This window comes from Isoalcanivorax indicus (assembly GCF_003259185.1).
Taxonomy (GTDB): domain Bacteria; phylum Pseudomonadota; class Gammaproteobacteria; order Pseudomonadales; family Alcanivoracaceae; genus Isoalcanivorax; species Isoalcanivorax indicus.
Genome location: NZ_QGMP01000002.1, coordinates 42,634 through 65,137 on the forward strand (window position 1 = coordinate 42,634; position 22,504 = coordinate 65,137).

General features: G+C 62.6%; 23 protein-coding genes and 1 riboswitch. Of the genes, 9 read left to right on the top strand and 14 right to left on the bottom strand.

What is annotated here, in order from left to right; genetic code table 11:
- The first annotated feature begins 25 nt into the window (after positions 1–25).
- Positions 26–613: a penicillin-binding protein activator LpoB gene (gene lpoB / locus DKW65_RS12060; RefSeq protein ID WP_425451953.1), complete on the top strand. Its 588-nt coding sequence runs from the start codon at positions 26–28 to the stop codon at positions 611–613.
- A 19-nt stretch (positions 614–632) separates the two neighbouring features.
- Positions 633–1,901, top strand: a complete 1,269-nt coding sequence (locus DKW65_RS12065) for a CsgG/HfaB family protein (RefSeq protein WP_111657671.1) — start codon at positions 633–635, stop codon at positions 1,899–1,901.
- Positions 1,902–1,967: 66 nt separating this feature from the next.
- Here the strand turns inward: DKW65_RS12065 and DKW65_RS12070 are convergent, their stop codons facing one another.
- From DKW65_RS12070 to DKW65_RS12080, 3 genes are read right to left on the bottom strand one after another with little or no spacing between them, the layout of a single operon-like run.
- A complete protein-coding gene (locus tag DKW65_RS12070) occupies positions 1,968–2,498 on the bottom strand; it encodes a porin family protein (protein ID WP_111657672.1) in 531 nt (176 codons plus the stop codon).
- A 41-nt stretch (positions 2,499–2,539) separates the two neighbouring features.
- Complete coding sequence (locus DKW65_RS12075) at positions 2,540–2,950, bottom strand: hypothetical protein (RefSeq protein ID WP_162925850.1); 411 nt, start codon at positions 2,948–2,950, stop codon at positions 2,540–2,542.
- 29 nt (positions 2,951–2,979) lie between these two features.
- Positions 2,980–3,951, bottom strand: a complete 972-nt coding sequence (locus DKW65_RS12080) for an alpha/beta hydrolase (protein ID WP_111657674.1) — start codon at positions 3,949–3,951, stop codon at positions 2,980–2,982.
- Positions 3,952–4,063: 112 nt separating this feature from the next.
- Here DKW65_RS12080 and DKW65_RS12085 point away from each other — a divergent pair, with 112 nt between their 5' ends.
- Positions 4,064–4,675 (top strand): flavin reductase family protein, encoded by a 612-nt coding sequence (locus DKW65_RS12085; protein WP_111657675.1) that lies wholly within the window; start codon positions 4,064–4,066, stop codon positions 4,673–4,675.
- Positions 4,676–4,764: 89 nt separating this feature from the next.
- Here DKW65_RS12085 and fba read toward each other — a convergent pair whose 3' ends face one another.
- The 5 genes from fba to DKW65_RS16170 form a co-directional block, all read right to left on the bottom strand.
- Entirely contained in the window at positions 4,765–5,829 is a 1,065-nt protein-coding gene (gene fba / locus DKW65_RS12090; protein ID WP_111657676.1) for a class II fructose-bisphosphate aldolase, read from the bottom strand.
- A 27-nt stretch (positions 5,830–5,856) separates the two neighbouring features.
- Positions 5,857–7,008, bottom strand: coding sequence for a phosphoglycerate kinase (locus tag DKW65_RS12095; RefSeq protein WP_111657677.1), 1,152 nt, complete (start codon positions 7,006–7,008; stop codon positions 5,857–5,859).
- 34 nt (positions 7,009–7,042) lie between these two features.
- On the bottom strand, positions 7,043–8,053 hold the full coding sequence (locus DKW65_RS12100) for a type I glyceraldehyde-3-phosphate dehydrogenase (protein WP_111657678.1): 1,011 nt from the start codon (positions 8,051–8,053) through the stop codon (positions 7,043–7,045).
- A gap of 13 nt (positions 8,054–8,066) precedes the next feature.
- Positions 8,067–10,073 carry a transketolase gene (gene tkt / locus DKW65_RS12105; protein ID WP_111657679.1) on the bottom strand — a complete coding sequence of 669 codons (2,007 nt, stop codon included), beginning with the start codon at positions 10,071–10,073 and terminating at the stop codon, positions 8,067–8,069.
- Between the two features lie 212 nt (positions 10,074–10,285).
- The gene (locus DKW65_RS16170; RefSeq protein ID WP_425451946.1) at positions 10,286–10,402 is read right to left on the bottom strand and encodes a helix-turn-helix transcriptional regulator; all 117 of its coding nucleotides are present in this window, start codon (positions 10,400–10,402) and stop codon (positions 10,286–10,288) included.
- A 161-nt stretch (positions 10,403–10,563) separates the two neighbouring features.
- Between DKW65_RS16170 and DKW65_RS12115 the strand changes: the two genes are divergently transcribed.
- The 5 genes from DKW65_RS12115 (at position 10,564) to DKW65_RS12135 (ending at position 16,470) form a co-directional block, all read left to right on the top strand.
- A complete protein-coding gene (locus DKW65_RS12115; RefSeq protein ID WP_111657680.1) occupies positions 10,564–11,568 on the top strand; it encodes an ArsR/SmtB family transcription factor in 1,005 nt (334 codons plus the stop codon).
- A 33-nt stretch (positions 11,569–11,601) separates the two neighbouring features.
- Positions 11,602–12,762, top strand: a complete 1,161-nt coding sequence (gene metK / locus DKW65_RS12120; RefSeq protein ID WP_111657681.1) for a methionine adenosyltransferase — start codon at positions 11,602–11,604, stop codon at positions 12,760–12,762.
- Between the two features lie 17 nt (positions 12,763–12,779).
- Positions 12,780–12,857: riboswitch (S-adenosyl-L-homocysteine riboswitch) on the top strand.
- 25 nt (positions 12,858–12,882) lie between these two features.
- Positions 12,883–14,271, top strand: coding sequence for an adenosylhomocysteinase (gene ahcY / locus DKW65_RS12125; RefSeq protein ID WP_111657682.1), 1,389 nt, complete (start codon positions 12,883–12,885; stop codon positions 14,269–14,271).
- Positions 14,272–14,286: 15 nt separating this feature from the next.
- Positions 14,287–15,123: a methylenetetrahydrofolate reductase [NAD(P)H] gene (gene metF / locus DKW65_RS12130; protein WP_111657683.1), complete on the top strand. Its 837-nt coding sequence runs from the start codon at positions 14,287–14,289 to the stop codon at positions 15,121–15,123.
- Positions 15,124–15,153: 30 nt separating this feature from the next.
- On the top strand, positions 15,154–16,470 hold the full coding sequence (locus tag DKW65_RS12135; protein ID WP_111657684.1) for an MFS transporter: 1,317 nt from the start codon (positions 15,154–15,156) through the stop codon (positions 16,468–16,470).
- On the opposite strand, the gene DKW65_RS12140 is transcribed toward DKW65_RS12135, so the two are convergent.
- Positions 16,461–16,730: a hypothetical protein gene (locus DKW65_RS12140; RefSeq protein WP_162925851.1), complete on the bottom strand. Its 270-nt coding sequence runs from the start codon at positions 16,728–16,730 to the stop codon at positions 16,461–16,463. The two genes, DKW65_RS12135 and DKW65_RS12140, sit on opposite strands and share 10 nt — an antisense overlap.
- Before the next feature lie 217 nt (positions 16,731–16,947).
- Entirely contained in the window at positions 16,948–17,664 is a 717-nt protein-coding gene (gene trmB, locus DKW65_RS12145) for a tRNA (guanosine(46)-N7)-methyltransferase TrmB (RefSeq protein ID WP_111657686.1), read from the bottom strand.
- Between the two features lie 154 nt (positions 17,665–17,818).
- Here trmB and DKW65_RS12150 point away from each other — a divergent pair, with 154 nt between their 5' ends.
- The gene (locus DKW65_RS12150) at positions 17,819–18,730 is read left to right on the top strand and encodes a recombination-associated protein RdgC (RefSeq protein ID WP_111657687.1); all 912 of its coding nucleotides are present in this window, start codon (positions 17,819–17,821) and stop codon (positions 18,728–18,730) included.
- A 17-nt stretch (positions 18,731–18,747) separates the two neighbouring features.
- Here the strand turns inward: DKW65_RS12150 and DKW65_RS12155 are convergent, their stop codons facing one another.
- The 4 genes from DKW65_RS12155 to DKW65_RS12170 form a co-directional block, all read right to left on the bottom strand.
- Entirely contained in the window at positions 18,748–20,511 is a 1,764-nt protein-coding gene (locus tag DKW65_RS12155; protein WP_111657688.1) for a hypothetical protein, read from the bottom strand.
- A 105-nt stretch (positions 20,512–20,616) separates the two neighbouring features.
- Complete coding sequence (locus DKW65_RS12160) at positions 20,617–21,072, bottom strand: hypothetical protein (protein WP_111657689.1); 456 nt, start codon at positions 21,070–21,072, stop codon at positions 20,617–20,619.
- 110 nt (positions 21,073–21,182) lie between these two features.
- Positions 21,183–22,061, bottom strand: coding sequence for a bifunctional nuclease family protein (locus DKW65_RS12165; protein WP_111657690.1), 879 nt, complete (start codon positions 22,059–22,061; stop codon positions 21,183–21,185).
- 90 nt (positions 22,062–22,151) lie between these two features.
- Entirely contained in the window at positions 22,152–22,496 is a 345-nt protein-coding gene (locus DKW65_RS12170) for a YciI family protein (protein ID WP_111657691.1), read from the bottom strand.
- Positions 22,497–22,504 lie beyond the last annotated feature (8 nt).

Sequence of the window (22,504 nt, forward strand, 5' to 3'; positions counted from 1 at the left end):
TTGATCTGAAGGAGACAACGCGATGATGCGTGCAATGACACTGGTTGTGATGCTACTGGCCCTGGTCGCCACCGGCTGTACCCGAGTGCAATACGGTGACGCCACCGCCACGGAAACCGTGACCGTGGATTTCGGCTCCACCGACCTGCAGATGATCGCCACCTCGATGGTGGATGATCTGCTGCGCTTCCCCCCGGTCGTCCAGCTGACCGCCGAACGGCGCCCGGTGGTGTTCGTGGACCGGGTACAGAACCGGACCGTTGAGCACATCGACACCGAATCGGTGACCGACAGCATCCGCACCCGACTGATCCAGTCCGGCAAGTTCCGCTTTGTGGACATGACCGTGGTGGACCGGGTGCGCGAGCAAATGGACTTCCAGACCCAGAGCGGCATGGTCGACCCGGCTACCGCCGTGACCATGGGCCGCCAGATCGGAGCCGAGTTCATGCTGTACGGCGCCCTGACCAGCATCGTGAAGCGCGATAACCGCACCCGCGATGTCTATTACAAGTTCACCCTGAACATGATGAACCTGGAAACCGGCATCATCGAGTGGTCCAGCGAGAAGGAAATCCGCAAGACCCAGTCACGCCGGCTGTTCGGTATGTAATCCCGACGGGGAGCACACGATGCACACACCACGGCTTCTGCTCGCTCTGCTGTTCGGCGCCTGTCTGGCGCTCAACAGCCACGCCAGCGAGACCCTCACCCGCAATGCCAGCGGTTATGGCGGCACCCCCCAGCAAGCGGTTGCCAATGCGCTGGTGGAAGCGGCCCGCCAGGGACTCGGCGTCGTGGTGACGCTGGACCCGGCCTTTCGTACCCAGGTCCGTGAATGGGTGGTAAAGCAAGGCGTCGCCACGGGCCGCTGGTACAGCGAACCCGAGACCCAGTTGCCGACGCTGGCCTCCGTAGCAGGCTACCGGGTGCTGGCCACCCGGCAGATCAGCGAGGGCCTCTGGCAAGCGGACGTCGAGGCACAGCTGCTGGATTACGCGCCAGTGGGCCCCGACCGCCGCCATCTGCCGTCCGTGGCCGTAGGCAGCTTCCGCACCGCCCAGCCAGACTTCGATCTGGGCGGCACCCTGCCCGCCCCCGAAGTCAGCGCACGCCTGCGCAATGCCCTGGTCAACAGCCTCAGCCAGAGCGGTCGCCTGCGTGTGCTCGACCGCGATTTCAGCGCCGACCTGGATCAGGAACTGAACGTGTCAGCAGGCAGCCTGCTGCCTGCAGCGCAGCTTCAGTTGGGCAGGGAAATGGGCGCCGACCTGATGCTGGTGGGCGAGATTCGCGATTTTCAGCTGGGTCGGCCGCAACGGCGCTATTACGGCGCCGCGTTCAATGATCTGGAACCGGTGGTTCGCATTCACTATCGGCTGATCGAAACCGCCACGGGCGAAATCGTCCGCGCAGACACTTTTGTCTACCGGGAAACACCGGCAGATCTGCGCCGCCGTCTGCGGGATGCGGACATTGATCCCGAGCGCGAGCGTGACCGGATCAGTGAATTGCTGTTCCCCGATGTGGCCGCCGACCTGACCAGTACCGTCACCGATACGCTGTATCCGATCCGCGTGCTGGCCAGTGACCACGGCAGCTACTACCTCAGCCAGGGCAGCGGCCGACTGGTCGCCGGCAGATTGCTGAGCGTGCACGACACGCTGCGCGAGCTGGAGGACCCGGACACGGGGCAACGTATTCGCCTGGAAAGTCCACCACTGGCGACGCTGCGTGTTACCCGCGTCCTCGATGACCATGCCGTGGCCGAACTGGTCGAAGGCAATGCCGCCGCCATCACCGCAGACGCCCTGCTGCGCCCCACCCGTGTCGCCGCCACAACCCCCTCCGGCCGCCCCATGACACCCGGATCTTCCGCCGCACCCATTCAGTGGGACTGAGCGAAACGCGCGCAGCAGGCACAAAAAAGCCGACCCGGAAGGTCGGCTTTTTTGGCTACACCTTCCTTAGAACTTGAAGGTGAAACCCAGCGAAATACCGTCAAGATCGTAGTCACTCTTGTCCTGCATTCGCATGTACTCCAGGTTCAGGGCCAGGAACGGGTCCAGATTGAAATCAACACCCGCGCCGTAGCTGCCGCCGTCGCGACTTTGCCCGTTACCCTCCAACTCGAAGCGAACATCCGTCCAGCCACCAATCACATAGGGCGTGAACGCTGTTTCATTGGGCAAACCGGCACGCGCGTAGAAGCCGTAATAATTGTGGACCTCTGTCTTCAGATTGCCTGGATCCACCCGATCACCACTAACGCCGAAGCCAAGACGAGTTTCGCCGGAAATGAACGGATTGACCTGCACGCCAAGACGACCACTGAATACGTCATAGTTCGGGTTCGACTGGCCACTCACCCGTTGCTCAAGATAGTTGTACTGACCGCCGACATAAAACTCAGGCTGCATCTGGGTCATCGGTTGCGCCTGTACCGCACCAGCGGCAAACAGCGCTGCAACACCTGTACCTGCTATCCACATTTTCATGATCCATCTCCTTCTGATCCGATTTACACTCGAGAAAACCCTTACTGCTCGGGATAATTACGCACCGGCCCGGTACGCTCCCGCGCCCTGCGATCTGCATCACGCATGGCATCACTCTGGCCCTGGCGACGCTGCTCCGAGTCCCGTCGCATGTCCTCGCCACGTTGTTGCGTGTCCTGACGCTGCCGGGCATCACGCTCACGAAGGGTCTCGCGCTGCTGGTCGCCTTGCTCCCGCATCCGCTCACCGCGTTCACGCGCTGCATCGCGATTTGCCTCACCACGCTCGCGGGCATGCTCGCGCGCTTCGTCAGCCGTCAGTCGCTGCTCGGCCGCCTGCTGCGCGGCACCGGCTCGCTCCGCACCATCGCGCTGGGCGGGCTGGGCCTGCGCCGACGCCGCTGCTGCCAACGCCAGACTCAGCAATGTCATTCTCGAAAAACCTGTCTTCATGTCTCTACTCCCAGTCAATACAGGTGCGTTCAACCCAGATGCTTGTCGATGATCTGTCGCACCTGCTTGCGAATATCCGGATGCTCATTGGCCAACTGATGCCGTGCACCCTTGAGCACATGAATCTCCGGCTGATGGAACTTGTCTTCGATAATGCTCAGGTTATGCCGCCAGTCAACGGTCTCATCCATATCGCCCTGGATGATGACCGGGCTGACCTGCACGGCCCCGGCGCGCTCGAAGGTCGGTATCCATTTTTTCAGCGCGGATACCCAGCGTGCAGAGAGTGCGCGGTGCTGTAAAGGGTCCAGATGCTCCAGAAAGTGTAAAAAATCAGGATCATTCGAGTTAACTGTAAAAACGCGTTTTACATAGTCCCGGAACGGGCTGACCAGCGCATGCAGAATACGCCCGGAACGCCAGGCAAACGGACGCACCAGGGGGGCCAGCAAAATGACTTTCTCGAAGGGTGACGGCACCCCCTGCACCGCCGTACTGACCAGATAATCCATGACAATCGCACCGCCGGTGCTCTGGGCAATGACATGCCAGGGGCGCGGAAATCCATTTGCCTTGTTGGTCAGACACTGATGCAGAACGTCCCGATAGATGAGGAAATCGTCAATCGCAGCACGGGGCCCCGATGACAATCCGTGCCCGGGCAGGTCATAGGCCAGCACGGCGTAACCACGCTCAAGAAGGTGGCCGACCACATGCCGATAGAGCCCCACATGATCGAAATAACCATGCACCACCAGCACCGTGCCCCGCGCCTGCGGTGGCAGCCAGCCGTGCACGGCGATCGTATGCCCGGCCGCGTCGAAGTATCCGAACGCATGCAACAGATCCGGGTACTGGCGCGCGAAATCGATACCGTAATATTCCGCATAGCGTTTCGCCTCACCGCTAATCACCTGCGGCGCCGTCCAGTCCAGCGGCTGCCAGCCGGACTGTATGGCGTCGATATCAAAAGGCGGCGAGGCATCGGGTGGTGAACTCATGACCAGAGCATACCCGCACACTGCTCGGGCGGCGAGTCCAGGCGTTGTCACGACACAAACATGACGCAGCCTGCATCACACTGACCGATTCAACCATCACGGAAGTCCAGGCATGTCAGCGTTAACCCGTTTTGACCCGGCGACCATGCCGCAACGGCACCGCGCCCGCTTCGTCAATGCACTGACTGGCTTCAAGAGCGCCAACCTGGTGGGCACCCGGGACCCCCATGGCCGGGAGAACCTGGCCCTGTTCAGTTCCGCCGTGCATCTTGGCGCGGACCCGGCGCTCCTCGGCCTGATCAGCCGCCCACCCGTATCCGAGCGTCACACCCTGGAAAACATCCTGAGCACCGGCGTCTTCACCCTGAACCAGGTCCATGACGGCATCATCCAGGCCGCCCACCAGACCAGCGCGCGCTATCCCCGGGACGCGAGCGAGTTTGTGGCCTGCGGCCTGACGCCGTGGTACTCCGGCACGCTGGACGCGCCCTATGTGCTGGAAAGTCGTCTGAGGCTGGGCCTGCGGCTGCGCGAGACGATACCCGTCACCCTCAACAATACCGTGCTGATCATTGGCGAAATCGTGGAGGTGCTGACCCTGGCCAGCGCTGTGGGAGAAGATGGCCACATTGATATAACGCAGCTCGACGCTGTCGCCATTTCCGGCCTGGACAGCTATCACCGTACACAGCCACTGGCGCGTTATCCCTACGCCAAACCCTGAGGTCAAGTTCCGCACGAAAACAACAGCCCGGCACGAAAAAGCCCGCCAGGGCGAATGCCAGGGCGGGCTTTTTCGTGCCGGGCGGGCGCTTATTTTACACGCGGGTCCAGCTCACCTTTTTCATAACGCTGGAACATGACTTCCAGTGACAGCGGCGTGATCTTGCTGGCGTTGCCGGCAGTGCCGAAGGCCTCGTAACGGGCAATGCAGATATCTTTCATGGCCTGGGTGGCCACCGCCAGATATTTGCGCGGGTCGAACTCCGACTTGTTCTGGCCCAGGAAACGACGGATGGCGCCGGTGCTGGCCAGTCGCAGGTCCGTATCGATATTCACCTTGCGCACGCCGTGACGGATACCTTCCTGAATTTCTTCCACCGGCACGCCATAGGTTTCCGGAATTTCGCCACCGAACTCGTTGATGATCTCGAGCCAGTCCTGCGGTACCGAGGAGGAGCCGTGCATGACCAGGTGCGTATCGGGAATACGGGCGTGAATCGCCTTGATGCGGTCAATGGCCAGAATGTCCCCGGTGGGCGGACGGGTAAACTTGTAGGCGCCGTGGCTGGTGCCGATGGCGATGGCCAGGGCATCCACTTTGGTGGCCTTGACGAAGTCAGCCGCTTCTTCGGGGTCGGTGAGCATCTGGCTGTGATCCAGAATGCCTTCGGCACCGATGCCATCCTCTTCACCGGCCTGGCCAGTTTCCAGGGAACCCAGGCAGCCCAGTTCGCCTTCCACGGACACACCACAGGCATGGGCCATGGCCACAGCCGTCTGGGTCACCCGCACGTTGTAGTCGTAATCCATGGGGGTCTTGCCGTCTTCACCCAGCGAACCATCCATCATCACCGATGAAAAACCGAGCTGGATGGAGCGCTGGCATACCGCCGGGCTGGTGCCGTGATCCTGATGCATCACCACCGGAATATGTGGAAACTCCTCGATAGCGGCCAGGATCAGGTGGCGCAGGAAAGGCGCGCCGGCGTATTTGCGGGCGCCCGCAGACGCTTGCACGATCACTGGCGAATCCGTCTGATCCGCCGCTTCCATGATGGCGCGCATCTGCTCCAGATTGTTGACGTTGAAAGCCGGTACGCCGTAGCCATATTCGGCGGCGTGGTCCAGCAACTGTCGCATGCTGATCAGTGCCATGTGATTCTCCTCAATTCATCCTGTCTGTCAGCGATCCAGGATCGCTACGGCCGGCAGTGTCTTGCCTTCCAGGAATTCCAGGAAAGCGCCACCGCCGGTGGAAATGTAGGACACCTGCTCGGTGATACCGTATTTATCCACCGCCGCCAGCGTGTCACCGCCGCCCGCAATGGAAAAGGCATCGCTTTCCGCGATCGCCTCGGCCAGCTCCCGGGTACCCCCGGCAAACTGGTCAAACTCGAACACACCCACCGGCCCGTTCCAGACAATGGTGCGTGCTTCTTTCATCAATGCTGCAAACACATGCGCCGTTTTCGGCCCCACATCGAGAATCATCTCGTCATCAGCCACCTCGTCCACGGATTTCGTGACCGCTTCGGCATCGGCCGAGAATTCGCGCGCCACCACCACATCCACAGGCAGAGGAATATTCACTTTCGCCGCAATACGCCGGGCCGCGTCAATCAGGTCATGCTCGCACAGCGACTTGCCCACGGGCTTGCCCGCTGCCGCCAGGAAGGTATTGGCAATGCCGCCGCCCACAATCAGCTGATCGACCTTGTCGGCCAGGGATTCAAGCACTTCCAGTTTGGTGGACACCTTGGCGCCCCCGACAATAGCCACCAGGGGTTTGGCCGGATTTTCCAGCGCCTTGCCCAGCGCATCCAGCTCTGCCGCCAGCAGCGGGCCGGCACAGGCCACCGGCGCGAATTTCGCCACACCGTGTGTGGAGGCCTGGGCGCGATGCGCCGTGCCGAAGGCATCCATGACAAAGACATCGCACAGCGCGGCCATTCTTTTCGACAGCGCCTCGTCGTCTTTCTTTTCACCCTTGTTGAACCGCACGTTCTCGCACAGTACCAGATCGCCTTCTGCCACCTCGACGCCATCCAGCCAGTCGCGCACCAACGGCACGTCACGCTCCAGCAGCAGGCCGAGATGTTCGGCCACCGGCTTCAGCGAGGCGCCTTCATCGAACTGGCCCTCTTCGGGCCGCCCCAGGTGTGACATCAGCATCACGCGTGCGCCCGCATCCAGCGCATGGCGGATAGTGGGTAGCGACGCACGAATCCGCGCATCACTGGTCACCTTGCCGTCTTTCACCGGCACATTGAGATCTTCGCGGATCAGTACGCGCTTGCCCTTCAGATCCAGATCCGTCATGCGCAGAATGGCCATCGTGCTACCTCTGTTTGGCGTCGTTCTCTGTGTTTTACGGGTGCCGGGCCAGCCAACTGACCAGATCCAGCAGTCGGTTGGCATAACCCCATTCGTTGTCGTACCAGGCCACCACTCGCACCATGTCGCCCTGGACACGGGTCTGGGTGGCATCAAAAATCGCCGACTCGCTGCGGTGATTGAAATCCACACTCACCAGCGGGTCATTATTGTAGCCGATCAGCCACGGCACTTCGTCCGCACGCCGGGCCATCAGCCCATTGACCTCACTGGCCGTGGGCACCTGGCGCAGCCGCAGGGTCAGGTCCACCATGGCCACATTCAGTGTCGGCACCCGGATGGAGCCCCCACTGATGCGCCCGGCCAGTTGCGGCAGAATCTGCTGCACCGCGCCGATAGCGCTGGAGGTGGTCGGCACAATATTCTGCGCCGCCGCCCGGCCCCGACGCGGATCGCGATGCACGTGGTCCAGCAACGTCTGATCAGACGTGTAGGCATGGACCTCCTTCATCAGCACCTGTTCCACGCCCCAGGCCTGATCCAGCGCCGCCAGCAGCGGCGCGATGGCGTGGGTCGTGCAGGAAGCGGCGGACAGCACCCGCTGCCCCGGCTGCAGCGTTTCATGATTCACGCCATACACCAGCAACGCATCCGCCTGATCAAACGGCACCGCCCCGATGATCACGCGCTGGGCGCCAGCACGCAGGTGCTCACTGGCTTCATCATGACCACGGAAGACGCCGGTGCACTCCAGCGCGAGACCGATCCCCATGTCCTGCCAGGGCAAACCGGCGGGGTCCTCATTGCTGAACAGGCGTGCGGTGTGCCGCCCCACCGTCAGGCCGTCCGCCCCCAGCGCCGCCAGCCCCGGAAAGGGCCCGTGGGTAGAATCAAAGCGGGTCAGATACAGCAGGTCCTCGGGGCGACCGAGATCATTGATCGCCACCAGCGAAAAGGGCGCTTGCCAGCCTCCCGCCTCGCGCTCCGCGAGCGCCCGGACAAATGACCGGCCGATGCGACCATAACCATTCAGTGCCACACGCATGGTGTGCCCCGTATCAGCCGATGAGCTCGGCCACTGCCTGCTTCACGGCGTCGGCCGTGATATTGAAGTGTTTGAACAGATCACCCGCCGGCGCCGAGGCACCAAAGCTGTTCATCCCGATAATGCGGCCGTCGAGGCCGACGAACCGGTACCAGTAATCCGTAATCGCTGCTTCCACCGCCACGCGCTTGCGCACCGCACTCGGCAACACCTGCTCGCGATAGTCAGCATCCTGCGCCAGGAAGGCCTCGACACAGGGCATGGACACCACACGCACATTCACGCCATCCAGCGCCGCCGCCGCGTCCATGGCCAGATGCACCTCGGAACCGGTGGCAATAATGATCGCCTCCGGCTCACCGTCACCCGTCTGGTGCAGCACGTAACCGCCTCGGGCAATGTTCGCCAGGGTCGCGTCATCGCGGGTCATGCAGGGCAGGCCCTGACGCGTGAACACCAGCGCCGAAGGGCCGTCCGTGCGCTCGATAGCCGCCTTCCAGGACACCGCAGACTCCACGGTGTCGCAGGGGCGCCAGGTGCGCATGTTCGGGGTCATGCGCAGGTTCGCCAACTGCTCGACAGGCTGATGGGTCGGGCCGTCTTCGCCCAGACCGATGGAGTCGTGGGTGTACACCAGAATGGTGGGCTGCTTCATCAGCGCCGCCATGCGCACCGCGTTACGAGCGTATTCCATGAAGACCAGGAAGGTACCGCCGTAGGGACGCACGCCGCCGTGCAGCTGCATGCCGTTCATGATCGCGGTCATGCCGAATTCACGCACGCCGTAATGCACATAGTTGCCGCTGGCATCCTCGGCCTTGAGCGCTTTCGAGCCTTTCCAGATGGTGTTGTTGGAGCCGGCCAGGTCCGCCGAGCCGCCGGTCAGCTCCGGCAACAGCGGGCCGAAGGCGTCCAGGCAGTTCTGGCTGGCCTTGCGGGTGGCCACTTTTTCCATCTTGTTCTGGCATTCGCGGATATAAGCCTCCGCCTGCGCCGCAAAGTCTGCGGGCAGGTCACCCTTGAGCCGGCGGCTCAACTCCGCAGCCAGCTCAGGATGCTGCTGGCCATAGCCGTGCATCAGGGCTTTCCAGTCCGTCTCGGCCGCAGCACCCGCCTCGCGCGCATTCCAGGCCTCATAAATGGGCTGCGGAATCTCGAAGGGGCCATGTGCCCAGCCGAGCTCCTTGCGCGTCAGGGCAATCTCGTCATCGCCCAGCGCCGCACCGTGGCACTCTTCCTTGCCCTGCTTGTTGGGCGAGCCGAAGCCGATCACGGTCTTGCAGCAGATCAGGGTCGGCTGATCCGGGTTCTTGCGGGCATTCTCGATGGCGGCCTGCACCTCCACCGGATCGTGACCATTCACATTCGGGATCACATGCCAGCCGTAGGCGCGGAAACGCTCCACGGTGTCGTCCGTGAACCAGCCGTCCACCTCACCGTCGATGGAAATGCCGTTGTCGTCATAGAAAGCGATCAGCTTGCCGAGACCCAGCGTGCCCGCCAGCGAGCAGACTTCGTGGGAAATACCCTCCATCAGGCAGCCATCGCCCAGGAAACAGTAGGTATAGTGATCGACCACCGGAAAGCCATCACGGTTGAACTGTGCCGCCAGCTGCTTCTCGGCCAGCGCCATTCCCACGGCATTGGCAATGCCCTGGCCCAGCGGGCCGGTGGTGGTTTCCACCCCCACACACTCTTCGTGCTCCGGATGCCCCGCAGTGGGGCTGTGCAACTGACGGAAGCGTTTCAGGTCGTCGATGGACAGGTCGTAACCGCTCAGGTGAAGCAGGCTGTAGAGCAGCATCGAGCCATGGCCGTTGGACAGCACGAACCGGTCCCGGTTGGGCCAGTCCGGATTGGCCGGATTGTGGCGCAGGAAGCCGCGCCACAGCACCTCGGCGATGTCAGCCATGCCCATGGGCGCACCGGGATGCCCGGAGTTGGCCTGCTGCACGGCGTCCATACTCAGCGCACGAATGGCGTTGGCAAGGTCACGAGGACCGGGGCTTGAGGCGGGCATGTAGCGGGCTCCTGGGCTGTCTGACACGTCATCAATCAAGAACGGCGCCTGCCGGGACAAGCCGGGGCGCCGATCAAAGGGGCGCTATTGTCGCCCAGGTGGGGGCTGGCGGCAAACTGTCACGACCGATGCTTGGCAGGCGCTTTCATGCGCACAGGGGTGAAAGCGCCTCCAGGTCGATACTGGCCGCCGCTTCCAGGTCATAATCCGCCTCAGAACTGGGGGCTTGTGCCCAGGACACGTGCCAGCCGGTTCTGGCTGATCCCCAGCGGCACCATGAACTCTTCCATCAGCACTTTGCCGGGATGAACGTTCGGCAATTTGCTCATTAAACCCTCCTGCAGATGAGTTCGGCTTCCCTGTCGATGAAGCTGCTGATCGCCATGGGCAAGCCATAACGCACTGCGTTATATATGGCGCAGCTCGTCATGCCACCCCTATATCAAAAAGTTTTGATATAGGGGTGGCATTCCTCTAAACTCGCCCTCTTATGACACTGCCACAGCCGCAACCACAGCTGCCCGAGGGTGGCGACCTGCTGGACGCACTGACCGGCCTGCTCCGCGCTGCCGGCGATGGCCTGCGACTGCAGGTCTTGCAGGTACTGGGCAGCAACAGCTTTGCAGTGCTGGAACTGTGCGAGGTGCTGGCAGTGCGGCAATCCGGCATGAGCCACCACCTGAAAGTGCTGGCCAGGGCAGGGCTTGTGGAGCAGCGGCGGGAGGGCAACACCATCTTTTATCGGCGGCGGCTGCCGACGGCCGAGGGCGAGCCCGCCCTGCTGCACCAGGCGCTGCTGGACGAACTGGATGCACTGCCGCTGGCCACCGAGGTGGCCGAGCGGCTGGCCGGGGTGGTGGCCCGTCGGGCCGAGCAGAGCCGGGCTTTCTTTGATCGTCATGCCGGGGATCTGGCGGCTCGCCAGGACCTGATCGCTGACTTTGATCAGTACGGCGAGCTGGCGGCGGAGATGCTGGCCCGGGCACTGCCGGAGGGCGGCCAGGCGGCACTGGAGATCGGACCCGGCGATGGTCGCTTCCTGGCCTGGCTGGCGGGCCGTTTCGAGCAGGTGACCGGGCTGGACAATACCCGCGCCATGCTGGATCACGCACGCCGCAGTGTGCAGGGCCTGAAAAATGTCACGCTGTGTCTGGGAGAATGGCCGCAGGCGGCACCACCACGCCAGTTTGACGCGGTAGTGTTGAACATGGTGCTGCATCACTTGCCTGCACCCGGCGACAGTTTCATCAGCGCCGCCCGACGCCTGCGTCGCGGCGGCGTGCTGCTGGTCACCGAACTGAGCCGCCACGACCAGGCCTGGACCCGCGACAATTGCGGTGATCAGTGGCTGGGCTTCGAGGAGGCCGAACTGACCGGCTGGGCAGAGCGGGCCGGGCTGACATTGCTGGAAAGCCAGTTTCTGGCATTACGTAACGGTTTTCAGGTCCAGGTGCGCACCTTTGCCCACCTGGATGCCACGACATTCACTACCTGACAACGACCACATCACCATGGAGTCCCTGCATCGATGAGCGAATATTCCATCTTCACGTCCGAATCCGTGTCCGAAGGTCATCCGGATAAAATGGCTGACCAGATTTCTGATGCCGTACTGGACGCGATCATCAAGGACGACCCCCATGCCCGGGTTGCCGTGGAAACCATGGTCAAGACCGGCATGGCCATCATTGCCGGGGAAGTCACCACCTCCACCTACGTGGATCTGGAAGATGTGGTGCGCCAGGTCATTCTGGGCATTGGCTATGACAGCTCTGATGTCGGCTTCGACGGCAGCACCTGTGCGGTACTGAATGCCATTGGCAAGCAGAGCCGCGATATCGCCATGGGCGTGGACGAGAAAGAAGACAAGGAAATCGGCGCCGGCGACCAGGGCCTGATGTTCGGTTTCGCCACAGACGAAACCGATACGCTGATGCCCGCACCGATCTTCTTTTCTCACCGTCTGGTGGAGCGCCAGGCGGAACTGCGCAAGAACGGCGTGCTGCCGTGGCTGCGCCCGGACGCAAAAAGCCAGGTCACCCTGCGCTACGAGAACGGCAAGCCGGTGGCCATTGATGCCGTGGTGCTGTCCACACAGCATTCGCCGGACATCAGCCAGAAAGATCTGCGTGAAGCGGTTATGGATGAGGTGCTGCTGCCCGTGCTGCCGAAAGAATGGCTGCACGACAAGACCCGCTTCCATATCAATCCCACCGGCCAGTTCATCATCGGCGGCCCCATGGGCGATTGCGGCCTGACCGGACGCAAGATCATCGTCGACACTTACGGCGGCATGGCCCGTCACGGTGGCGGCGCGTTCTCTGGCAAGGATCCCACGAAAGTGGACCGCTCTGCGGCCTACGCCGGGCGCTATGTGGCCAAGAACATTGTGGCTGCCGGACTGGCGTCGAAAGTCGAGATTCAGGTGAGCTACGCCATCGGCGTGGCAGAACCCACCTCCATCTCGCTGAATACGTTCGGCACCGGCAAGGTAGCCGATGACGTGATCATCGAGCTGGTACGTCAGCATTTTGATCTGCGCCCGCGCGGCATCATTGAGATGCTGGACCTGCGCCGCCCGATTTATCAGGCGACGGCGGCCTATGGTCACTTCGGCCGCGAAGGCAACAACTTTACCTGGGAGCGCACCGACAAGGCCGCTGCGCTCAAGGCCGACGCCGGGCTGTAAGCCGACGTCATACCGGCCTGTCCGAGGGGCGCTGCAGCGGCACGACCGCGAGGCTCGGGCACGGCCGGTAATCCGAACAACGGCGCCCATTCGCACACACTGTGAATGGAGAAAAGACTGATGAATGCCAAGGCAGAAACCGTTCAGGACTACAAGGTCGCCGACATTTCCCTTGCTGGCTGGGGTCGCCGGGAAATCGAGATCGCCGAAACCGAAATGCCGGCCCTGATGGCCATCCGCGAAAAATACCGCGCACAACAACCGCTCAAGGGTGCCCGTATCATCGGCTGCATCCATATGACCATCCAGACGGCGGTGCTGATCGAAACATTGCAGAGCCTCGGCGCCCAGGTGCGCTGGTCCAGCTGCAACATCTTTTCCACCCAGGATCATGCCGCTGCCGCCATTGCCACCGCCGGCACTCCGGTGTTCGCCTGGAAAGGGGAGACCGAAGAAGAGTACATGTGGTGTATCGAGCAGACCTGCCGCACGCCCGAGGGCGATCTGTGGGATGCCAACATGATTCTGGATGACGGCGGCGACCTGACCGCCTATATCCACGAGACCTACCCGCAGATGCTGGACAAGGTGCACGGCGTCACCGAAGAAACCACCACCGGCGTCCATCGCCTGTACGAGATGATCAAGCAGGGCACATTGAAGGTCCCGGCCATCAACGTGAATGACTCGGTCACCAAGGCGAAGAACGACAACAAGTACGGCTGCCGTCATTCGCTGAACGACGCCATCAAACGCGCCACGGACCATTTGCTGTCCGGCAAGAAAGCACTGGTGATCGGTTATGGCGACGTCGGCAAGGGCTCGGCGCAGTCACTGCGCCAGGAAGGCATGATCGTCAAGATCACCGAAGTGGATCCGATCTGCGCCATGCAGGCCTGCATGGACGGCTACGAAGTGGTCAGCCCTTACCTCAACGGCGTCAACGACGGCACCGAAGCGTGCATCGACAAGACCCTGCTGGGCAACACCGATATGCTGGTCACGACCACCGGCAACTACGATGTCTGCGACAGCAACATGCTGCGGGCGCTCAAGAAAGGTGCCGTGGTCTGCAACATCGGGCACTTCGATAACGAAGTCGACACGGCCTTCATGCGCAAGACCTGGGAATGGGAAGAGGTCAAACCGCAGGTGCACAAGGTCTGGCGTGACCGCGCCGAAGGCGACTTCCTGCTGCTGCTGTCCGAAGGCCGCCTGGTCAATCTGGGCAACGCCACCGGCCACCCCAGCCGCATCATGGACGGCTCCTTCGCCAACCAGGTGCTGGCGCAGATGTATCTGTACGATCAGGCTTATGCCAACCACAGCGATGCGGTCAAACAGCGCATGCTCAAGGTCGAGGTGCTGCCGAAACATCTGGACGAGGAAGTGGCGCGTTACATGGTGCAGGGCTTCGGCGGTGTGATTACCCGCCTGACCGACAAGCAGGCCGAGTACATCGGCGTCAGCGTGGACGGCCCCTTCAAGCCTGACCACTACAAATACTGAGGGAAGCCCGTTCCGATGACACAGAAACATGGCATCAGCTTCGAGTTCTTTCCGCCGAAAACGGCGGAAGGGCTCGACAAGCTGATTACGGTTCAACAGAAACTGCTGAAGAAGACGCCGGAGTTTTTTTCGGTCACCTTCGGCGCTGGCGGCTCCACCCGGGACCGCACCTGGGACACCGTGATGAAGGTACGCGAGGCGGGGATCGACACCGCCCCGCACCTGAGCTGTATCGGTCAGGATGAAGAGGAGGTCAGGGCACTGATCCATCGCTATCGCGACGCGGGCATCACGCGTCTGGTGGCGCTGCGTGGCGACATGCCTTCGGGCATGGGCATTGCCCAGAGCAGCCTGCGTTATGCCGATGATCTGGTGCGCCTGATTCGTGCGGAGACCGGCGATCATTTCACCATCGAAGTCGCCGCCTATCCGGAGATGCATCCGCAGGCGCGTTCATTCGAGGATGATATTGCGCACTTCAAGCGCAAGATCGACGCGGGCGCCAATCAGGGGATTACCCAGTATTTCTATAACCCGGACGCCTACGTCTATTATATGGAAGCACTGGAGAAGCTCGGCGTCTCGGCCCCGGTGGTGCCCGGCATCATGCCGATCACCAACTTCGCCAATGTGGTGCGCTTCTCGGATATGTGCGGTGCTGAAATTCCGCGCTGGATTCGCAAGGCCGCAGAGCATTACCAGCAGGACGATGCCAGCTTGCGTGCCTTCGGCGAAGACGTGGTGACCCGGCTGTGTGAGCGCCTGCTGGCGCTGGGGGCACCGGGCCTGCATTTCTACACCATGAATCAAGCCGGTACGTCATTGCGTATTCTGGACAATCTGGGGCTGTAGTATCGCCCCACCTCCGGGGAGACGGTGCAGATGAAAGGCCACAGGGATGCCGCCGACCAGCTTTATGCGCTGGTTGCCAACGACGAAGACGCGCGCGTCTGCACCGACCTGTCCGAGGAGGCCTGCCGGGAAGTGCCCGGCAACTTCTTCCGCATGCTCAGTAGCCAGGTGCTGACCAGCATCGGCGACCTGTTAATCAACCCGAAAACGGTACTCGCCTGGCTGATCGGCGCCGTTGGTGCGCCATCGGCGCTGGTGGCCTGGCTGGTGCCGATTCGCGAATCAGGCTCGTTGATCCCGCAACTGGCCATTGGCGCCTGGGTGCGCCGCCATCCGCAGCGCAAACCATTCTGGGTGCTGGGTGCCGTGTTGCAAGGGGCCTCCGTCGCCGCCATGGCGGCCTGTGTCTGGTGGCTCGACGGGCTGGCCGCCGGCCTCGGCATCATCCTGATGCTGGTGCTGTTCAGCCTGGCCCGTGGTCTCTGCTCCGTTGCCCTGAAGGACGTGCAGGGCAAATGCATTCCGAAATCGCGACGCGGCCGCCTTGCCGGTCTGGCATCGACGCTGTCCGGCGTCATCACGCTGGCGCTGGCGGCCGTGATTTTCCATGACGACACGGACCCCGGCCTGGCGCTGTATATCGGCCTGCTGCTGGCCGCCGCGCTGACCTGGTGGCTGGCGGCCCTGCTGTTCCATCGTGTGGAGGAATTCGACGGCGAAACCGGCGGTGGCGGCAATGCCCTGCGCACCGCCATCGCCAGCCTCTCCCTGTTGCGCGACGACCGGCCCTTCCGCCGCTTCGTCATCGCCCGCGCCTTGCTGATGGCCTCAGCGCTCGGCGCGCCTTTCATGGTGGTGCTGGCGCAACAACAGGGCGGCGGCGCCCTGATGCTCGGCACCTTCGTCATGGCCGCCAGCCTGGCCAGCGCGCTCAGTGCGACGGCCTGGGGCTATATGGCCGATGCATCAAGCCGTCAGGTGATGGTGCGTGGCGGCGCGCTGGCCTGTCTGGCGTGCCTGATGACCGGCGGCCTGGCGCTGGTAGAGAGTGATTTTTCCGGCGCCAGCTGGTTCTATCCGGTGGCGTTTTTCGTGCTCTCGGTTGCCCATGCCGGCGTTCGTATCGGCCGCAAGACTTATATGGTGGACATGGCTGGCGGGAACCGGCGGACCGATTATGTCGCCGTGAGCAACACGGCCATCGGTGTACTGCTGCTGGTGGCGGGAGGCCTCAGTGCACTGGCTTCACTGATCTCCAGCGCGGCAGTGCTGCTGTTGCTGGGTGCCATGGGGCTACTGGGCACCCTCAGTGCCTGGCGACTGCGTGACGTGTCGGCTCAGTCGTAGAATTCGAGAGAAAGGTGGGTGGGCAGGGGGCGGGCTGCCTCGCTACCCGCATGACCAATATCCTCTGCAATGCAGGGACGCAGGCCCACCAGATCAAAACCGGACATGGCCACCGTGTGCCCCACGGTGTGACCGCGCTTGTGGCAACTTCCCACCGTATCCGCGACCGGTGCATGACGGTGACTCGCTGTCGCCAGCGCCAGTAACAGCGCCATCCCCAGCATCAGTACGAACACGTAAACAGGCCTGGACATCAGCATTTTGTTTTCACCCGGCATCGTTATCATTATGGGCGGCGTCAAAATGTGTCAGGGCACGGCAAAATGTGACCTGATGGGACACCAATGTGTCGATTGTTTATCACTGCCGGGCATGCACTAAAGTGCAGATTGATGTCGTTTTGTTGGGGGAGTGTTACGAGAGAACGCCCTTCTGGGCATTTAGTATCAGACGAAAAATACCACTACTATTTTCGGGTTACCTTTTTCGATAAAGGAGGTCCCACACACCGTGCCCCAGGCGCGCGCCACGGCGTTCGAACTTGGTTTCCGGGCGCCAGGCCGGTCGCTCCGAGAAATGACCCGCACCGGCGATATTCTCCCAGCCCGTCTCAGCCTCCATCGTGGCCAGCATATGAGCAGCGTAATCCTCCCAGTCGGTCGCCATGTGGAAGACGCCACCGGCAGCCAGCTTGCGCTGCACCAGCGAAACAAACCCCGGCTGCACAATGCGCCGTTTGTGATGCTTCTTCTTGTGCCAGGGATCAGGAAAATAAAGCTGCACGCGCGTCAGGCTGTCATCGGCAATACACTGTTCGAGAATCTCCACCGCGTCATCACAGTAGCTGCGCAGGTTCTCCAGCCCGTGCTCCTCGATCGCCATCAGCAGCGCCCCCACACCGGGACGATGTACTTCCACGCCGATAAAATCCATCTCCGGCGCCACGGTGGCCATGGCCACCAGCGACGCGCCCATGCCATAACCGATCTCGAACACGCGCGGTGCATCACGGCCGAACACGGCCTGTGCGTCGAGCACGCCGCCACTGCGCTCCAGACCATACACCGGCCAGAGCGTGTCCAGCGCACGTTGCTGGCCGTGGGTCAGGCGTCCCTCACGCAGCACGAAGCTGCGCACACGCCGCATGACGCGGCCGGTTACGGGGTCCTTGTCCTGTCTGATGAAATCAAGCATGGCGGATCGGCATCTGTCTGTGGGCCCGCCATTCTACCCCAGCGACATGCCAGCGTCCCCGATTCAGCGGCCCGCATATGATCCCTTGAGGTCAGCCCCTCGCTCCGCTATCGTCCTCGCCTCTCAACCGCCGCCCGAATCAGGACGCAACGCCATGTGGTTCCGCAATATCTCCCTCTATGTCAGCAGCAAGCCGTTCAGCTGGTCCACCACTGAACTGAATGATCTGCTCGCTGAAGTGCCCTGCCCGCCGATCAGCCAGCAGGCCCTGAGTGTCGATGGCTTCGTGGCGCCGCTGCGCGAAGATGACCGTCTGCTGCTGGAAAGCGACCACCTGCTGCTGGGCACCTGGCAGGAAACCAGCCGCCTCCTGCCTGCGGCGGTCATCAAGGAAGAGCTGGATGAACGCGTCCAGCAGATCGAGGACCGGGACGGGCGCAAACCGGGCAGGAAGGAACGCGCGGACCTGAAGGACCAGATCACCTTCGAGCTGATGCCGAAGGCCTTTACCCGTTCGCGCCGGATTCCGTTCATGATCGACATGCTGCGCCAGCGCATTCTGGTGGATGCCCCCGCCAATCGCGCCGAGCAGGTCATCGCGGCGCTGCGCAAGGCGGTGGGCGACCTGCCGGTCAAACCGCCCGGAGCCGATCATGCCCCCAGTGCGGCCATGACGGCCTGGCTGCGCGCCCCCGACACGCTACCCGGCGGCCTGACCCTGGGCGACCGCTGCGAGTTGAAGGCCGACAACGACGCCGGCAGCAGTGTGCGCTACACCGCCGTGGATCTGGGCAGCCCGGAAATCATGGCACAACTGGAAAGCGGTATGGCGGTGGTCAAACTGAATCTGTGCTGGGACGACGCCTTCGAATTCGATCTGGCAGACAATCTGGACATCAAACGCCTGCGCGCGCTGGACATGCTCAGTGAAAAAATGGACAGCATCGACGGTGATGATGCTGTCAGCGAGCTACTGGCGCGCATCAGCCTGCAAGGCAGCCCGTTGCGCATGGCGCTGGACCGCCTGCTGACCTTCTTTACCGACACAGAGCAGGGCGCGGCATAGCGCGCCCTGCTGGCCCCTCAGAAGCCACTGACCGGCCGCTGCGGCGTCAGTGGCGATGAGGTCGGCGTCAGCCGCACCAGTGATCCTGCGGTGCGGGTATCCACGTAGAGCACATCGAACTCATCGGGGTCCGAACCGCCGTCACGGCGTGACTGCACCAGCCGGTATGGCCCCGGGGCCAGCCCGAACAGCCGGGCACCGACACTGCCCTCGGGCAAGTTGCCCAGCGTGACCGCGCCCGCCCGGGGATCTGCCGACGACAGCGCCGCCAGTTCGCCGTTGTCACGCAGCAGGAACACCTCCGAGGCCGACAGCAAACTGAGCTGGTCTACGGCTGCCGCCGTACCATCGGTCGAGGCACCGACCCACCGGGCATCGTGCAGGTTCAGGCTCTCACTGCCGTCAAGACGCACCGCCGCCGCCACCCGGATTTCCGGAAACCCCTGGGAACGGTTGTAGAAAAGCCAGCCGCCGCCAATGGCAAAGAAATCGTTCTCGATCTCCTGCCCGAAAATGCTGCGATCATCCGCATCCAGGACACGCCGCCCTGATCCGTCAATATTCCAGGCAATGATCTCCGTGGGCGTCGCCAGGGCTATGCCGTTCTCCGTGGCCACCAGGAACGGGCCCTGGGTGTCGTTCACCTCTTCGACAAGCGACCAACTGGTGCCTTCTACCCTGACAAGATCGAAAGTCTCATTGAAGAGCAGAAACTCCCCCAGCTTGAAGAACAAGACACCATCGTGCGTGGCGATATGCTCGGCTGGCGGCAAGGCCGCACTGCCGCGAACCGGATCGATCTGGCCGAACACCGCCACCGGAAAACCATACGGCTCACCGCTCGCGCTGAGCACCGGCTCCACGGTGCCCGCCCCCGCGCCGCCGGGCTGGTAGCGCCACAAGGTGGCCTGTTCCTCATCGATGCCGATGACCAGATACTGGCTGCCGTCTGCCAGGGGCGACCCCAGCGGCTGGACACTGGTTACCTCTTCCAACACCGCACCGCCAGCGTTGACGGCCCCGACCACATCCAGCGCCACATCAAGGCGCAGCAGCCTGTTGTTGTTGCCGGTATCGACCACCAGATAGCCGCCTCCGGCCGCAGCGCCGGCGTCCAGCACCGTGGCAACCGGCTCGTGGTCAGCATCCATTTCCAGGGGCGCCACCTGGCCACCATCGCCCACCGAGATCTGCAACCAGTCATCCAGCCGGCGATAAAGAATCAGGGTGCCGAGGGCATCATTCAGGTCGAACTGGAAAAAGGCGCCCTGCTGGAACGGAATCCCCCCCGGTGCAGACGAGACGCTGACCGGCGAGGGCATGGGTACGCCGGTATCGGTGCTCACACGCTGGTAGCCGAGACTTTCCGACAACGGCGGAAAATGATTCATGCCATCCCCGTAAAAGACTTGCACAACGCGGAAATCAGCAATGCCACCATCGACGGTGATCGTGGCCTCATGAATCGGGAAAACAAGTCGCTCGTAATCGAAGTTCGGACCTGTCAGGCCCTCCGCCAGGCCAGCGTCAACCAGCAGGGGCGATGCCGGATTCTGCGGATCCACGGCATACAACCCTTCACTGCCTTCAATGGCGACGGTGTAGTACAGGTAATCCTGGTTGTCTGCGTCCCCGGCCAGACCACTGAGCACCGGCAGGGTATCGCCCCCCTGGCCACCTCCACCGCTCGGCCCGCCGCTCCCGTCGCCCGAACCACCACCGCCGCAAGCCACCAGCGCGCCCGCCGCAGCCATGATGCTCAGAAAAGCTATCCGTTTCATTATCCTGACTCCTGATTGGAAAGCTCCAATCTACGGAGATCAGGGGTTAAACACCTATCCCCCTACTGGGCTACCCCGACAGGGGAGACGGATTCACCCGCCGCGTCACTGCTCATCCACGAGTAACGACACGCCGTAGGCACAGGGTGCAATATCGCAACTGGCCATTCTCACCACCACGGTCACCTGCATGTCCCTGACCGGTGTGTATTCCACAATCGGCACATCGTCGGGCAACAGGTCACTGGTGAGTGTGCTGCCATCGTGGTCAAGCAGCAGCAGGTCCAGATCGTCACAATCCATGTCACAGACGGCATAGAAAACATGGTTGACCCCTGCCCGAATCCGGAACGGAATCCGGTCTTCTCCGCCGTGACCCAGGGCGCCGTAGCGAGGCGCGCCCAGCATCACATAGCCTTCATCCGCGAAGAACCGCGCGCCTTCTTCCAGCTGCAACTGGACAATGCGATCAATACGGTCGGACGCAGATACCGCGCCAGTCCCCGCTATGGCGATGACCGCCATCATGCCCAGGCCGGTCTTCATCATGGCTGCTTTCATCACTGCTCTCATCGCTCGAGGCCTCTGGTTGTCTGTCGTGTCTTGTTTTGCCGCGCCCACCGAACCCGCCCGGTCATGCCTGAGGGGGACACGGTGAATCAGATAAACATCTATGAAGACTGGAGGCCTTCCCGGGGCGGCGGCACACGGCGACGTGGCGCCTGATCCGTTGCCAGCTCGATGTCGTGTTCCTCGCCATCCTGCCAGACACGCAGCCGGGCCTTTTTACCGGCTTCCGTTGCACTGACCAGTTCCAGATAGTGCATCGGTGACGACGGCGTTTCGCCATTCACCGACAACAGCAAGGCGGCCGCCGCCAGACCCTGCTCTGCCGCCGCCCCGGTCACATCCGTCACCAGCAGCCCCTCTTTGTCAGGCAGAGACAGGGCGGCGCGCAGCTCATCCGTCACGGCACTGACGGTTACCCCCAGGGCCGTCACGAGTTCATCGTCCAGGCCGCGGTAATCAATCTCGGCCGCCGCATCCAGTACCTTCGGGGCAACATGAATACTGGCACCGGCACGCACCGCCAGGGCCAGCGCGTCACTGGGACGGCTGTCGATACGTACCGGCGCCTCACGCCCGGCCACGTCCAGCTCCAGCATGCCGAGAAAGGCCCCGCCCACCAGATCATCCACGAACACACGTCGCAGCGTCGCATCGAGCGCGCCGAACACATTGCCGAACAGGTCGTGGGTCATGGGTCGGGGAAATCGCTGCCCGCGCAGGCCGAGGGCGATGGCCTGCGCTTCGGCATGGCCGATGAAGATGGGAATAACGCGGTTGGCCCCGGGTTCGCGCAGCAGGACGACCGGCGAACCATCAAACGCCATGCCCAACGTGGCGATCTCGACTTCCACCAGTGCGTCCGGATTGATGTCGCGGGGTGCGGCCTGCAGCGAACAGGCCATCAGCAGCACGAGCAGGCCCAGCAGGGCGGGGACGACTCCAGCCTGGCGCGACGCGGGCGCCTCCGCTATCCGTTCCATCACGGCACTCCCAAGGGTCAGCGTTACACAGGATACTGAGCCCCCATGGTCCCCCCGGTGCCGGGGAATCACAAGTACCGCCCGGGCGTCTCAGATATCCAGTTCACGCACCGGACGCACTTCAATGCTGCCGACGCGCGCTGGCGGGATGCCTTCGGCAATGCGCAGGGCGGCCTCCAGGCTGTCGGCCTCCACCAGATAAAACCCGGTAAGCTGCTCCTTGGTTTCAGCGAAGGGGCCATCGGTCACGGTGGACTTGCCCTGACGCACACGCACCGTCACCGCTGTGCTGACCGGCGCCAGCGCTTCGGCCGCCACCATCGCCCCACTGCCCGCGATCGCTTCTGCGTAGGCGTGGCACTCAGCATCTTCCGGGCTGTCCGGCTGGCTGTGCAGTTGTGTTTCGTCGGCGTACACCAGGCACAGGTATTTCATCTCGTCCC